Below are 14,375 nucleotides of genomic sequence, written 5' to 3' on the forward strand. Positions count from 1 at the left end.
ACGCCTCCTCCGTCCACTCTCCCAGGTCTGGCGCCGTCGCTCGTCCGCCGCCGGGCGGCGGGGCGGACGGATGCCGCGGCCACGGCACCCGGGACGACGCTTCCCGTGACCTCGGCGTCATCTGCGGCCCGTACACTCGGACCCCGAGGGGGTGGCGGTGCAGACGCGAGCGGAGTGGGACGACGCGGTGGCCGCCGACGTCGACCGGGCCGTCGAGGCCCTCGCCGGACGCCGGATCGCCGTGCTGACGGGTGCCGGGGTCTCCACCGACTCGGGCATTCCGGACTACCGCGGCAAGGGTGCCCCCACGCGCACCCCGATGACCGTGGACCAGTTCTTCGCCGGCGAGGAGGCCCGCCGCCGCTACTGGGTCGGCAGCCATCTGGGCTGGCGCACGTTCGCCGCCGCGGGGCCCAACGCCGGACACGAGGCGATCGCCGATCTCGAGCTGTCGGGCGTCGCGACCGGCGTCATCACGCAGAACGTCGACGGCCTGCACATCAGCGCCGGCAGCCGGCGGGTCGTGGAACTTCACGGCACGATGCGCCGCGTCTTCTGCACCCACTGCGGGCAGGTCTTCGACCGGCGCGACCTGGCGCTGCGCGTCGAGGCGGAGAACCCGTGGCTGCGGGTCGACACCGACGTACTGCTCGGGCCCGACGGCGACGTGCGGCCCGAGAGCGTGGACGGGTTCCGCGTGCCGGAATGCAGCGTCTGCGGCGGCCTCCTCAAGCCCGACGTGGTGTTCTTCGGGGAGTTCATCCCGCTGGAGAAGTTCCGCGAGGCCGAGCAGCTCGTGCAGACCAGCCAGGCGCTGCTCGTGGCCGGGTCGTCGCTCGTGGTCAATTCCGGCATCCGTCTCGTCGAGCGCGCCCGCCGTCGCCGGCTGCCCGTCGTGATCGTCAATCGCGGCGAGACGCGCGCGGACGGTCGCGCGACGGTGAAGGTCGATGCCGGCACCAGCGAGGTGCTCGCGGCCCTCGCGGAGCGGCTGCCCGCGCTGCGGTGATCGGGCGGTGTGTCGGGTAGATGCCGGCGCACGCGGTCGTGGACCTGGCGTTTGCTCCGGTTGCGGTTTCGGTTCCGGCTGCGGCTGCGGCTCCGGCTCTGCCCTGGCTCCAGCTCCGGCTTTGCCCTGGCTCGCGCGGCTCCGGCTCCGGCTCCGGTTCCGGTTCTGCGACGCCTTAGGCTCGACAGGTGACCCCGCTGACCCTCATCCGCCACGGCGAGACCGACTGGAACCGCGACCGGCGCATCCAGGGAAGCACCGACATCCCCCTCAACGACACCGGCAGGCAGCAGGCGAAGGATGCCGCGACTCTCCTGCGCGAGACGCTTGAGCCGGGCACGCCCGTCGTCATCGCCGCGAGCGATCTGTCGCGCGCGCGGGAGACGGCTGAGATCATCGCGGACGAGCTGGGCATCGACCGGCCGAGCCTCTACCCCGCGCTCCGCGAGCGCGCCTACGGCGAGGCCGAGGGGATCGACGCCACCGAGTTCGCCGCCCGGTGGGGCGACTGGCACACGGCCGAGGTGCCCGGCGCGGAGCCGTGGCCGGCACTGCGGCTGCGCGCGCTCGCGGGGCTGAGGGCCGTGGCTGACGACGCGGTCCGTGCGACTGCGGGAGCTGCAGCATCCGTCATCGTCGTCACGCACGGCGCGCTCATCCGGGAGGTTCTCCGGTCCGCCACCGACGGCGCCTACCCGGTCGTCGGGCAGCGCCTCGCGAACGGGTCGGCGCACGCGCTGGAGCTCGACGGCGAGGTGCTCCGCCTCCTCACACCGGTCGCCGACGGGGTCTGAGAGCCGCACGATGAGCGGTGCGGACGACGTCCACGCCGACATCGGCGGCTTCCGCCGGAGATCGCCGACCGTCTGCGTCGCGTGCGCGCAGCCATGACGGATGAGGTGCCCGGCGGCGAGCTGCGCATGCGCTCCGGGATGCCGGGGGTCCTCGTCGGCGGCCGCTGCGCCCTCCCCATCGCCGGGTGGAAGAAGCACATCGGGCTGTCTCCGGTGCCCGTTCTGCACGACTCCGTCGAAGCCGGGATCGCGCCGTACCGGTCGAAGACGGACGCCGTGGTCTTCCCGCACACCGGGCCTGTGCCCTACGGGCTGATCCGGCGGGTGACGGCGGTGGCCCTGGAGTTGCGCGCTAATCGGGCGGAAGACAGCGGTGGTCGTGGCGTTGCGGGCTGAAGGTGTTGGGGCCTCGCTGCGCGGGTGAGTGATGCGGGCTGAGGGGTGCTCGGTCGGGGAAGTCGCTGTGCGAGGCGATGTCGGACGCCCGGCGTAATCTCATCCCATCAGCCGAGAGACGTGCCCGCTCTCCCTTCCGGAGACAGGTGCGCACCGATGTCCGTTTCATCCACCTCACGACTCGTCGAGTCGGCGCGGCTGATCGTGGACAGGCTCGGCGACGGAGACCCGACCTCGCGGATCGTCGCCAGCGACGACGACGGACTGCTGGCGCTTTTGGCCGATTGCGCCGACGCACAGCGCTCGCTGAGCCTGCTCGTCGCCGTCGCGACGGCCGAGGTCGAACGTCGCTCCGATCGGTCGCGCGGCTACGACGGACTGTCGCAGCGTCTCGGACACCGCACCGGCACCGATCTCGTGCAATCGCTGACGGGCACGACGAGGGCGGACGTCCGCCGCGCGACCGCGGTCGGCGAGGACCTTCGGCTGACGCTCGATGCGCGCGCGACTCACAGCGGCGTCGGAGAAGGCGGCGCAGGAGCGGACGACGCGGTGCCGATCGCTCCGCCGTGGTTCGCGGCGCTCGTCGACGGGCTCACCCGCGGTGAACTGACTCGCGACCAGTACGACGCCATCAGGCGCGGTCTCGGTGAGCCGCCCATAGAGCACTACCCGGAAGACGAGGGCGACATCATCGTCTCCTCGTGGCGGGTCGCCGCCGCGCAGCTGCTCGACGAGGCGCCTCATCGCAACGTCGAGGACCTCGCCGCGGCCGCTCGACTCGCTCGCGACTCGCTCGACCCGATCGGCGTGCAGATCCGCTTCGACGAGCGGTTCGAGCGGCGCTCGTTCCGCGCGTGGATCGACAGCGACGGCCAGCACCATGCGCGGATCGTCTTCGATGACGACGCCGCGATGTGGGTGCACACCATCCTCAGCGCGGCGCTGCGCCCACGTCGTGGACCGCGTTTCGCGGCGTCGACAGTGCCGCATTCCGCGCCTCCGCAATCCGAATCCGCATCCGGATCCGGATCCGGCGGAGGATCAGCCGGGAGCGCCGTCGTTCCGCACGACGGCCGGCCCGCCGACGAAGAGGACCGCCGCACGAACGAACAGCTGCAGTACGACACACTGCTCGCGATCCTGCGCACCGGGGCCGCTGCCGATCCCGCGCAGGCGTTCGGCGACAGACAGCCCGGCGTGCGCCTGATCAGGACGATGAACGAAGCACGCCGCTCCCCCGTGATCGTCGCCGAGGAGACCGGGCAGGTGATGCCATCCGGCATCGGCGAGCAGTACGAGTGCGACGCCGGACGGGTGCCCGTGTGGGCCGACTCGAGTCGTCGTCCTCTCGATGTCGGGCGGCACCAGCGTCTCTTCACGAAGGCGCAGCGCACGGCGCTCGCCGTCCGCGATGGTGGCTGCGTCTGGTGCGGCGCTCCGCCCTCGCGCTGCGAAGCGCACCACATCCGTCACTGGCACGCCCACCATGGGTCCACCGACCTGGCCGACGGAGTCCTCCTCTGCCGCAACTGCCACATGAGGCTGCACAATCAGGGCTGGCGCATCGCCCGACGCGGCACCGACTATCACCTGCATCCGCCGGACGGCGGCCGACCGCGTCTCCTCCGTCCGAGGTCGCTCCTCCGCTTCGTGAGCGAGCCGGATCCGCCATGATGAAACCGCCGATGGCCGGCGCGGTTGCCCGCTCGTCCTTGAGTGATGTATCGCGTCGCCTCTCGGCGATGAAAGTTCAACCGCTGGTGGGCACGGAATGGCAAGGCCACTGAGCCCGCCGCGGGCCGCCGTGCCGTGTGGGCCGTCCATCAACATCCACCTATCCGACAGCATCACGCTGGAGCCGACCGGAGAGCTTCGACGTCGACGTCGAGGTCGAGGTCCGAGGTCCGAGGTCTAGGTCGAAGTCCACCGGAGAGAGCACACGCAGACCGCGGGCTACGCTCGGGGCGTGCCTCCGGTCGAGCTCGAGCAACTGAGGCCCGTGCCCGCGTTCCGGCGCGATCAGGTCGCGCACGCGTGGGTGCTCATGCGCGGGATCAGCGACGCGGGAGACGCCATCTGGTCCGTTGCGCTCGCGTGGACAGCGGTCCAGACCACGACACCGGCCCTCGCGGGACTGATCGTGGCCGCAGGCTCCATCCCCCGGGCGGTCGCGCTGCTCTTCGGCGGCGTCCTCGCCGATCGTCTGAATGCCCGGCGGATCATGCTTCTGTTCAACATCGCTCGCACGGCGGTGATCACCACCGTGGCCGTCTGGTCCGTGATGACCACACCGACGGTGGCGGTCCTGCTCGGTGCCGCGCTGCTGTTCGGGCTGTGCGACGCGTTCTACGACCCAGCTAGCGGCACCATCTCGCGACAGCTCGTGCGGAGGGAGGATCTCGCGGCCTACACGGGCGCAATGCAGACAGCCGGACGCCTCGGCGGCAAGTTCGGCGCGGCGACCGGCGGCATCCTCGTCGCCCAGGCCGGACTCGCCGGATCGGCCGCCGTGAACGCGGTCACCTTCGCCGTCCTCGTCGGCTTCATCGCCATCTGGCTGCGCCCGCGCTTCGCCCTTCCGCGTGCGGCACGCGAACCGGTCCTCCGCGGGATCGCGGCCGGCTTCGTGCACCTGCGCGACGCGCCTACGACCCGCGCGCTCGTCATCGCCCTGGGCACCCTCAACGTCGCCATTGCGCCGGTACTGGGCGTCGGCGTCGCTCTGCGCGCCAGCGCGGCGGGATGGGGGGCAGAGGGTGTCGGCTTCTTCGGAGCGGCGACCGGCATCGGCGCCGCCGTCGGAGCCGCGATCGTGATCCGCTGGCGGCCGCAGAGAGAGGCGTTTGCGGGATTCCTGTCCTTCAGCCTCCAGGGCGCGGCCATCGTGGGCGTCGGCCTCGGACCCTACTGGCTCGTCGTCATCGCCGGCATCGTCATCGGCTTCGGCGCCGGCTTCGGATCCGTGCTGCTCGGAGCCACCTTCGCCGGCGTCACCGAGCCCAGCTTCCTCGGACGTATGGGGTCGATCATCCGCCTGGGCGACGACAGCCTGCGCCCACTCACCACCGTCGCCTTCGGAGCGCTGGCGACGGTGACCGCGCTCTGGGTGCCGTTCGTGGTCTACGGCGGGGCGTTCACGGTCCTGATCGTCGTGCTGCTGACGAACCGGCAGATCCGCACCCTCACCCTGCGCGAAGAACCGGCAAGCTGACCCCCAGGGCGCCCGGCGCGACCTCGCAGGCCGGCGCGACGCTGAGGAACCGGCCGAGCCTCAGCGCGCGACGCGTCCCAGCGCAGCGCGCGCGTGCCGCAGCACCGGCTCGTCCACCATGCGCCCCTGATACGTGAAGACGCCGCCCTGCGACTCCGCCGCGGCGAGCACCCCTCGCGCCCAGGCAATCGTCTTCGCGTCCGGCGCGTAGGCGCTGCGGATCACGGGCACCTGGCTGGGGTGGATGCACGCGGTCGCGGCGAAGCCGGAGGCCGCAGCATCCGTCGCCTCCCGTGAGAGACCTCTCGTGTCGGCGATGTCCAGGTGCACCGCATCGATCGCCGCCTTGCCGCTCCCGGCGGCGGCGAGCAGCACCCGCGAGCGCGCGACCCGCGCCACATCGCGATAGCGGCCGTTCGGCTTCCGGCTCGAGGTGCCGCCCATACTCGCGACCAGGTCCTCGGCGCCCCACATGAGCGCGACCACGCTCTCGTGCGCGGCGAGTTTCTCCGCCGCGACGACACCTCGCGCCGTCTCGCAGAGCGCGATCAGACGGAACCGCGCGTCGAACGCCTTCAGCGACTTCGCCGTCTCGGCCTTGGCGACCATGACGGTCCGGTAGTCGGTCTGCGACAGCGTCGCGAGGTCTGAGGCGAACGCGTCGGTTCCGGGGGCGTTGACGCGCACGATCACGCGCTCCGGATCCAGCTCCGACTCGATGAGCGCGCCGCGGGCAGCGGTGCGCCGGGCGGGGGCGACGGCGTCCTCGAGGTCGAGGATGACGGCGTCCGCCCTCTCCAGAGCCTTCGCGAACCGCTCGGGACGATCGGCGGGACAGAACAGCAGCGCGGGTCCGAGCGTGAACGGGTTCATGAGGACGCCTCCGTGTGCGCGGGAGCGACGGATCCGGATGCCGCGGCCGCAGCATCCGCGGATCGCCACATCAGCGCGACCCGCGTCGCCCTCCCGACGACCGCCCCGGACTGCGAGGTGCCGGTGTGGGCGAGCGTCACCACGGCCTGCCCCGGTCTCGACGCCGACGGCCGGACCGAGACGACCTCGGTCTCCACCGTGAGCGTGTCACCGGCGAAGAGCGGCGCAGGGAACGACACATCGGTGAGGCCGACCTGCGCGACGAGCGTGCCCTGCGTCAGCTGCGCGACCGATGCGCCGACCATCGTGGAGAGCGTCCACATCGAGTTCATGAGGCGCTCTCCGAACGGCTGCGTCGCGGCGAACGCGGCGTCGAGGTGCAGCGCCTGGGTGTTCATCGTCAGTGAGGAGAAGAGCACGTTGTCGGCCTCCGTCGCCGTGCGACCGGGCCGATGCCGGTACCGCGCTCCGACCTCCAGCTCGTCGGCGAACAGGCCGCGCTGCTCCACCACCCGGCCGGCCGGAGCCGGGGGCACGCGATCGTCGGTCACGCTGTCACGCTACCCCGAGCGCCCGCGCGATCACGAGCAGCTGCACCTCGTTCGTCCCCTCGCCGATCTCGAGGATCTTCGAGTCGCGGTAGTGCCGCGCGACGGGATACTCGTTCATGAAGCCGTTGCCGCCGAAGATCTGCGTCGCGTCGCGGGCGTTGTCCATCGCCGCGTCGCTCGAGGTGAGCTTCGCGATGGCGGCCTCGGTCTTGAACGGCCGTCCGCGGTCGCGCAGCCGTGCCGCGTGATGCCACGCGAGACGGGCGTTGTGCACGCGCAGCTGCATCCGCGCGATCATGAACTGGATGCTCTGCCGCTTGGACAGCGACTCCCCGAAGACCATGCGCGAGCGCGAGTACTCCACGGCCGCTTCCAGGCATCCCTCCGCGGCACCGGTCGCGAGCGCGGCGATGGCGATGCGCCCCTCATCGAGGATGTGCAGGAAGTTCGCGAACCCGCGACCCTCCTCCCCCAGCAGATTTCCGGCCGGAACACGCACGCCGCTGAACGTCAGCGGATGCGTGTCCGACGCGTTCCACCCGACCTTGTCGTAGGCGGGCTCGACGGTGAAGCCCGGCGTGCCGCTCGGCACGATGATCGTCGAGATCGCCTTACGTCCGTCGCGCTCGCCTGTCACGGCGGTCACCGTGACGAAGCGGGTGATGTCGGTGCCGGAGTTGGTGATGAACTGCTTCGACCCGTCGATCACCCACTCGTCGCCGTCGCGCCGGGCGGTCGTCCGCGTGGCGCCGGCATCGGACCCGGCCTCCGGCTCGGTCAGCCCGAAGCCCGCCAGCGCGCGCCCCGCCAGCAGATCAGGCAGCAGCTCCTGCTTCTGCTCCTCCGTGCCGAAGCGGAACACCGGCATCGCGCCGAGGCTGACACCGGCCTCCAGCGTGATCGCGAGGGACTGGTCGACCCGGCCGATCGCCTCGATCGCCAGGCACAGAGCGAAGTAGTCGCCGCCCTGCCCGCCGTACTCCTCGGGGAACGGCAGCCCGAACAGACCCATGTCACCCATCTGCGCGACGACGTCCAGCGGCAGGGTGTGGGTGCGGTCGGCCTCGTACGACTGCGGCGCGATCACCTCGTCGGCGAACTCGCGCACCATAGCGGCGAGGTCCCGCTCGTCCTCATTCAGCTCGTACTGCATCTGCGTCCTCCGATCGGTTCGTCCCCTCGTGAGGGAGGTCGTCCTCTGCGCGCGCATCGATGCGCGCGATGGTCTGATCCCGGCGCACCTGATCGCCGGCGGCGACGTCGAGCCGGGCGATGCCCTCGTGCGGAGCGAGCACGGCGTGCTCCATCTTCATCGCCTCCACCGTCACGATCCGGTCGCCCGCCGCGACAGGGGTCCCGTCAACGACGTGCACGGCGACCACGGTCCCCGGCATGGGAGCCCGCAGGACGGGATCGGATGCTGCAGCCCCCCGCTCGCGCGCGTCCCGCCGTCGCTGCGCCGCCTCCCGGCGCGAGAGCGGACGCAGCCGCCAGGTTCCGCCGCCGCTGTGCACCCACACGGCGCCCTCGTCGTCCAGGGCGACCGTTGTGGGGATGGCTGGGGCGGCGTTGGATGGGGCGGCGTTGGAGGGGGCGGGGATGGCCCTGTCAGCCTCCGCCTCATCGGCGCCGGCCGCGCCGCCGGTCGGGGCGTTTCCCTCGCCCGCCGTGCCGGCGTTGGCCTCGTCGACACCGACCGCGCCACCTTCGTCGCCCGCTCCGGAACCAGCGCGGCCCTCGACGACGACATCCCCGTCGGTGAGGAACGCGCGCGTCGCGACGACGGCGGGGGCGGCGATGCGCCATCCCGGGAGCGACGTCCATGGTGCACCGGCGGCACCCGGCCGAGACCCGGTCGCGCCGGTCGCCGCATGGGTCGCGCCGGTCGCCGCACCGGTCGCACCGGTCGCGCCGGTCGCGTCGGTGGCCGCATCGAGCGCGGCCGCAGCGAGCGCCGCACCATCGGGCGGCTCCGCGACGAAGGGCGGCAGGCGATCGATCAGCCCCGTGTCGAGGTCGCCGGCCGCCACCGCGGGATCGGCGAGGAGCAGTCGGAGGAAGCCGACGTTCGTGTCGACGCCGAGCACGGCCGTGTCCGCGAGCGCGGCGTCCAGGCGAGCCAGCGCCGTGGCGCGGTCCGCGCCGCTCGCGATCACCTTCGCGATCATCGGGTCGTAGTCCGCCGTGACGCGCGACCCCGACTCGACGGCCCCGTCGACGCGGACGCCCTCGCCCCGCGGCGCCCGCCAGACGACCACGGTCCCGGCGGCCGGCAGAAAGCCACGCTCGGGCGACTCCGCGTACACGCGCGCCTCGACGGCGTGCCCGCGGAGTTCGATGTCGTCCTGCGCGAGGGCGAGTGCCTCCCCCGCCGCGACGCGCAGCTGCTGCTCGACGAGGTCGATGCCCGTCACGAGCTCGGTGACGGGATGCTCGACCTGCAGCCGGGTGTTCATCTCGATGAAGAAGAACTCCTCCGGGCGGTCGGCGGCGACGAGGAACTCCACCGTCCCCGCCCCGCGATACTGCACGGATGCCGCGGCCGCGCAGGCGGCAGCTCCGAGGCGGGCGCGGGTCGCGGCATCCACGATCGGAGAGGGCGCCTCCTCGATGACCTTCTGATGCCGGCGCTGGAGGGTGCACTCGCGCTCGCCGAGATGGATGACGGCACCGTGCGCATCCGCCAGCACCTGCACCTCGATGTGCCGGGGACGCTCGATGAGACGCTCGAGCAGCAGGGTGTCGTCGCCGAACGCCGCGCTGGCCACCCGCCGCGCGGTCGCCAGCGCATCTGGCAGTTCGGCCGCCTGCCGGACGATCTGCATTCCCTTGCCGCCGCCCCCGGCGGACGGCTTGACGAGCAGCGGATACCCGACGCGCTCCGCCTCGGCCGCGATGGCCTCGTCCGCGAGACCAGCTGCGCTGAAGCCCGGGACGACGGGGACGCCGTGCTCCTGCACGTGCGCCTTGGCGCGGATCTTGTCGGCCATGACGTCCAGCGCGCGCTCGCCCGGACCGATGAAGACGATGCCCGCGGCCGCGCAGGCGGCGGCGAATGCGGCGTTCTCGGAGAGGAAGCCGTAGCCGGGATGGATCGCCTCGGCGCCCGTCTCACGGGCGGCGGCGATCACCGCGTCGATCGAGAGGTAGGAGGCCGACGCGACGGCGGGTCCGATGCGCACGGCGACGTCCGCCTCGCGCACGTGCGGCGCGTCGGCGTCGGCGTCGCTGTAGACGGCGACGGAGCGGATGCCGAGGCGACGGAGCGTGCGGATGACGCGGCGCGCGATCTCGCCGCGATTGGCGACCAGCACCGTGTGGAAGAGCGTCTCGGTCATCACATCACATCCGGAAGAGGCCGAAGCGGGGCTCGGGCAGCGGAGTGCGGGACACGACGTCCAGCGCCAGCCCGAGGAGGTCGCGCGTGTCGAGTGGATCGATCACGCCGTCGTCCCAGAGGCGCGCGGTGGCGTAGTAAGGACTGCCCTGCTCGTCGTAGCGCGCGCGGATCGGCGCCTCGAACGCGGCCTGGTCCTCTGCGGACCACTCCCCGCCGGCGGCCTCCAACTGATCCCGCTTCACAGTCGCCAGCACCGAGGCCGCCTGGGGACCGCCCATGACGGAGATGCGACTCGCGGGCCAGGTCCAGAGGAACCGCGGCGAGTACGCCCGTCCGCACATCGAGTAGTTCCCGGCCCCGAAGGATCCCCCTATGACGACGGTGAGCTTCGGCACGCGCGTCGTGGCGACGGCGGTGACCATCTTGGCGCCGTCCTTCGCGATGCCCCCGGCTTCCGCGTCGCGCCCGACCATGAAGCCCGAGATGTTCTGCAGGAAGAGCAGCGGGATGCCGCGCTGATCGCACAGCTCGATGAAGTGGGCGCCCTTCGAGGCCGACTCCGAGAAGAGCACGCCGTTGTTGGCGACGATGCCGACCGGATGACCGTGGATGCGCGCGAACCCGGTCACGAGCGTCTCGCCGTACTCGCGCTTGAACTCGTGCAGCGCACTGCCGTCCACTAGGCGGGCGATGACCTCTCGCACGTCGTACGGCTGGTTCACATCGACCGGGACGACGTCGTACAGCTCGCCCGGGTCTGCCACGGGCGCAACGACGGCGGCGACGTCCCAGACGGGCGGCCCGGGGAGCGGCAGCGTCGCGACGATGTCGCGGACGATCTCGAGCGCGTGCTCGTCGTCCTCCGCGAGGTGGTCGACGACTCCCGAGCGGCGGGCGTGCAGCTCGCCGCCGCCGAGCTCCTCCGCCGAGACCACCTCGCCGATCGCGGCCTTCACGAGGGGCGGTCCGCCCAGGAAGATCGTGCCCTGGCCGCGGACGATCACCGTCTCGTCGCTCATCGCGGGCACGTACGCGCCGCCCGCCGTGCACGAGCCGAGCACGGCGGCGATCTGCGGCACGCCCTCGGCAGACAGGCGCGCCTGGTTGTAGAAGATGCGTCCGAAGTGGTCGCGATCGGGGAAGACCTCGTCCTGCATCGGAAGGAACGCGCCCCCGGAGTCGACGAGGTAGGTGCAGGGCAGCCGGTTCTCGCGGGCGATCTCCTGCGCGCGGAGGTGCTTCTTCACCGTCATCGGGAAGTACGTGCCGCCTTTGACCGTCGCATCATTGCACACGACCATCACATGCCGACCGTGCACCAGCCCGATCCCGGCGATCACGCCTGCGGCCGGCGCCTCTCCCCCGTACAGTCCGTCCGCTGCGAGCGGCGACACCTCGAGGAACGGGCTGCCCTCGTCCAGCAGACGCGCGACGCGGTCGCGCGGGAGCAGCTTGCCGCGCGCGACGTGTCGCGCACGCGAGGATTCCGATCCACCGACGGATGCCGCGGCCACCCGCTCCCGCAGCATCCGCGCCAATGCGGCTTGGTCCACGGTCGCTGGGCCGGTCATGTCATCTCCGTCGACGTCACGATCGGATCACGCCGGTTGTCCGCGCGCAATCCTTCTGGTTAGTGTTCACTAACTCAGACTTCAGGTTAGCGAGGGTTAACTGAGATGGCAAGCGGACTCACCGAACGCGACCGCGCGAAGGCGGACCGGCAGAGCGCCCTCCTCCAGGAGGCGGCGCGGCTGTTCGCCGAGCGCGGCTTCACGGGCGTGAGCCTGGAAGACCTCGGCGCCGCCGTCGGTGTCAGCGGACCGGCCGTTTATCGGCACTTCGCCAACAAGCAGGCGCTGCTCGGCGCGATCCTGCTGCGCGTCAGCGAGCGCCTCCGCGACGGCGGTCGGCGCGTCACCGAGGCGCACGACGACCCGCGCGCGCAGCTCGAGGCACTCGTGGAGTTCCACGTCGATTTCGCCCTGGCGGAGGCCGATGTCATCCGCGTGCAGGACCGCGACCTCGCCAGCCTCAGCGAGGCCGACCGCCACAGCGTGCGGCGCCTGCAGCGCGAGTACGTCGACGGGTGGGTGCAGGTGCTCTCCCGCGTGCACCCCGGCCGCTCCGAGGACGAGCTGCGCGTGCGCGCGCTCGCCTGCTTCGGTCTCATCAACTCCACGCCGCACAGCGTGAAGGGCGTCCGGAGCACGCCGACCGACAGCACCGTCCGGCAGATCCTCGCCGCCATGGCGACCTCGGCACTCACCGTCTGACGCGCGGACTCACCCGGATACGCGAGAAGTCGCAACACACCGTGTCCGGCCGGAGGCGGGCGGCGTGCTGCGACTTCTCGAGGGAGGTGAGCCGCGGCGCGGGATCAGCCCTGCGCGCGACGGTTCGTGCGGTTGCTGCGAACGGCGTCGCCGACGCGGAGACCGCCCGAGCGGGCGCCGGGGCGTCCCGAGCCCGCCGCCGCGGATCGACCCGCACCGGCGCCGGAGCGCTGGCCACCGGAGCGCTGGCCGCCGGCCGACGCACCGCGCGACGCACCGGTTCCCGCGGGCTGCGCGGGCGCGGAGCGCTGACCGCCGCGACCCTGGCCGGAGCGGCCCGCACCGCCGTCGCGGCCGGAGCGCTGCGACGGGTCGGAGTGCTCGCCGCGGGCGGCGCGCTTGCGCTGGGCGTTGGCGCCCTGCGAGCGTCCGCCGCCGGAGGGCTGCTCCTGGCGGGGCTGCGGCTTCACGTACGCGGCGGTCGGGCCCACGAGCTCGCCGACGACGGCCGAGTCCGCGGCGACGGCGACGGGGCGCGCCGAGATGGCGGCCTTGCGCAGCAGCGCCTCGGTGTCCTTGCGCTGGGCGGGGAGCATCACGGTGACGACGTCACCGGCGCTGCCGGCACGGGCGGTGCGGCCCGAGCGGTGCAGGTACGCCTTGTGCTCCATGGGCGGGTCGACGTGCACCACGAGCTCGACGTCGTCGACGTGCACACCGCGCGCCGCGACATCCGTCGCCACCAGCACGCGCACGCTGCCCTCGCCGAACGCGGCGAGGTTGCGGTCGCGCTGCGGCTGCGAGAGGTTGCCGTGCAGGTCGACCGCGGGGATGCCCTGGTCGGTCAGCTGCTTGGCGAGCTTCTTGGCGTGGTGCTTGGTGCGCATGAACAGGATGCGACGGCCGCGACCGCTGGCGAGCACGCGGACGAGCTCCTTCTTCGTGTCGGCATCCGCCGTCTCGAAGACGTGGTGCGTCATGGCGGCGACGGGCGAGTTGGCCTCGTCGACGGAGTGGAGCACCTCGTTCTGCAGGTAGCGCGCGACGAGCTTGTCGACGCCGTTGTCCAGCGTCGCCGAGAACAGCAGGCGCTGTCCGCCGCGGGGCGTCTTGTCGAGGATGCGGGTGACGACCGGCAGGAAGCCGAGGTCGGCCATGTGGTCGGCCTCGTCGAGCACGGTGATCTCGACGGCGTCGAGGGTCACGACGCCCTGCTTCATGAGGTCCTCGAGGCGACCGGGGCACGCCACGACGATGTCGACGCCGGCGCGCAGGGCGTCGACCTGACGCTTCTGGCTGATGCCGCCGTAGATGGTGGTGGTCTTGAGTCCGTAGGCCGCGGCGAGCGGGGCCAGCACGGCGTCGATCTGCGTGGCGAGCTCGCGCGTCGGGGCGAGCACGAGTCCGAGCGGACGACCGGCGCGGCGGGTGCCGCCGGCGAGCGAGCCGCCGAGACGGGCGACCATCGGGATGGAGAACGCCAGCGTCTTGCCGGAGCCGGTCTTGCCGCGACCGAGCACGTCGCGGCCGGCGAGCGTGTCGGGCAGGGTGTCGACCTGGATCGGGAAGGCGCTGGTCTTGCCCTGCTCGGTGAGCACGCGCACCAGCGGTGCGGGCACGCCGAGTTCGGCGAAGGTGGGGATGTCGGAAGACATGGGTGAGCCTTTCGTGGCGGGCGGCATCACGCGTCCGAGCCGAAGCGGCGCGGGGCGGCGATGCACCGACGCGGCGGTGACGGCGCGTCAGCAGGATGGCGAAGGCGCCGGTCGGCGCAATCGTTCGCCGTGAGAATGTTTCCGTCGCGCGGGGCCGAGGCCGGCCGCGGAGGGAAGGAGCGTTCTGACGACGCAGGGAGTCCGAGCGGACTCGCAAGTGGTCCCAGTCTAGCGGATGCTGCGCCGGACGCTCGCAGGGACCCTCCGTGT

The 14,375-nt window shown here is 72.1% G+C and carries 12 protein-coding genes; 6 read left to right on the forward strand and 6 right to left on the reverse strand.

The genetic code is table 11. The features are described from left to right. Window positions 1-151 precede the first annotated feature (151 nt). The 5 genes from ABC304_RS14355 to ABC304_RS14375 all read left to right on the forward strand — a co-directional run bounded on the left by ABC304_RS14355 (window position 152) and on the right by ABC304_RS14375 (window position 5,413). The gene (locus ABC304_RS14355) at window positions 152-1,009 is read left to right on the forward strand and encodes a Sir2 family NAD-dependent protein deacetylase (protein ID WP_412931622.1); all 858 of its coding nucleotides are present in this window, start codon (window positions 152-154) and stop codon (window positions 1,007-1,009) included. Window positions 1,010-1,197: 188 nt separating this feature from the next. Beyond that, window positions 1,198-1,803, forward strand: coding sequence for a histidine phosphatase family protein (locus ABC304_RS14360; RefSeq protein ID WP_412931624.1), 606 nt, complete (start codon window positions 1,198-1,200; stop codon window positions 1,801-1,803). A gap of 93 nt (window positions 1,804-1,896) precedes the next feature. After that, a complete protein-coding gene (locus ABC304_RS14365) occupies window positions 1,897-2,199 on the forward strand; it encodes a hypothetical protein (protein WP_412931626.1) in 303 nt (100 codons plus the stop codon). 156 nt (window positions 2,200-2,355) lie between these two features. Next, window positions 2,356-3,876 (forward strand): HNH endonuclease, encoded by a 1,521-nt coding sequence (locus ABC304_RS14370; RefSeq protein WP_412931628.1) that lies wholly within the window; start codon window positions 2,356-2,358, stop codon window positions 3,874-3,876. 292 nt (window positions 3,877-4,168) lie between these two features. After that, on the forward strand, window positions 4,169-5,413 hold the full coding sequence (locus ABC304_RS14375) for an MFS transporter (protein WP_412931629.1): 1,245 nt from the start codon (window positions 4,169-4,171) through the stop codon (window positions 5,411-5,413). Window positions 5,414-5,473: 60 nt separating this feature from the next. Here the strand turns inward: ABC304_RS14375 and ABC304_RS14380 are convergent, their stop codons facing one another. Genes ABC304_RS14380 through ABC304_RS14400 form a run of 5 tightly spaced genes read right to left on the reverse strand, consistent with a single transcriptional unit; the run spans window position 5,474 to window position 11,748 of the window. Further along, window positions 5,474-6,286, reverse strand: a complete 813-nt coding sequence (locus ABC304_RS14380; RefSeq protein ID WP_412931630.1) for an HpcH/HpaI aldolase/citrate lyase family protein — start codon at window positions 6,284-6,286, stop codon at window positions 5,474-5,476. Further along, a complete protein-coding gene (locus ABC304_RS14385) occupies window positions 6,283-6,837 on the reverse strand; it encodes a MaoC family dehydratase (RefSeq protein WP_412931631.1) in 555 nt (184 codons plus the stop codon). The genes ABC304_RS14380 and ABC304_RS14385 overlap by 4 nt, the downstream gene beginning before the upstream one ends. Window positions 6,838-6,841: 4 nt before the next feature. Next, entirely contained in the window at window positions 6,842-7,990 is a 1,149-nt protein-coding gene (locus ABC304_RS14390; protein ID WP_412931632.1) for an acyl-CoA dehydrogenase family protein, read from the reverse strand. Next, window positions 7,971-10,175, reverse strand: a complete 2,205-nt coding sequence (locus ABC304_RS14395) for an acetyl/propionyl/methylcrotonyl-CoA carboxylase subunit alpha (RefSeq protein ID WP_412931633.1) — start codon at window positions 10,173-10,175, stop codon at window positions 7,971-7,973. The genes ABC304_RS14390 and ABC304_RS14395 overlap by 20 nt, the downstream gene beginning before the upstream one ends. A gap of 4 nt (window positions 10,176-10,179) precedes the next feature. Next, the gene (locus ABC304_RS14400; protein WP_412931635.1) at window positions 10,180-11,748 is read right to left on the reverse strand and encodes a carboxyl transferase domain-containing protein; all 1,569 of its coding nucleotides are present in this window, start codon (window positions 11,746-11,748) and stop codon (window positions 10,180-10,182) included. Window positions 11,749-11,853: 105 nt separating this feature from the next. On the opposite strand from ABC304_RS14400, the gene ABC304_RS14405 reads away from it, so the two are divergent. Then, entirely contained in the window at window positions 11,854-12,450 is a 597-nt protein-coding gene (locus ABC304_RS14405) for an SACE_7040 family transcriptional regulator (RefSeq protein ID WP_412931637.1), read from the forward strand. Window positions 12,451-12,554: 104 nt separating this feature from the next. Here the strand turns inward: ABC304_RS14405 and ABC304_RS14410 are convergent, their stop codons facing one another. Further along, window positions 12,555-14,105: a DEAD/DEAH box helicase gene (locus tag ABC304_RS14410; RefSeq protein ID WP_412931639.1), complete on the reverse strand. Its 1,551-nt coding sequence runs from the start codon at window positions 14,103-14,105 to the stop codon at window positions 12,555-12,557. Between the last annotated feature and the right edge of the window lie 270 nt (window positions 14,106-14,375).

Origin of the sequence: Microbacterium jepli (assembly GCF_047237905.1) — a bacterium.
Taxonomy (GTDB): Bacteria; Actinomycetota; Actinomycetes; order Actinomycetales; family Microbacteriaceae; genus Microbacterium.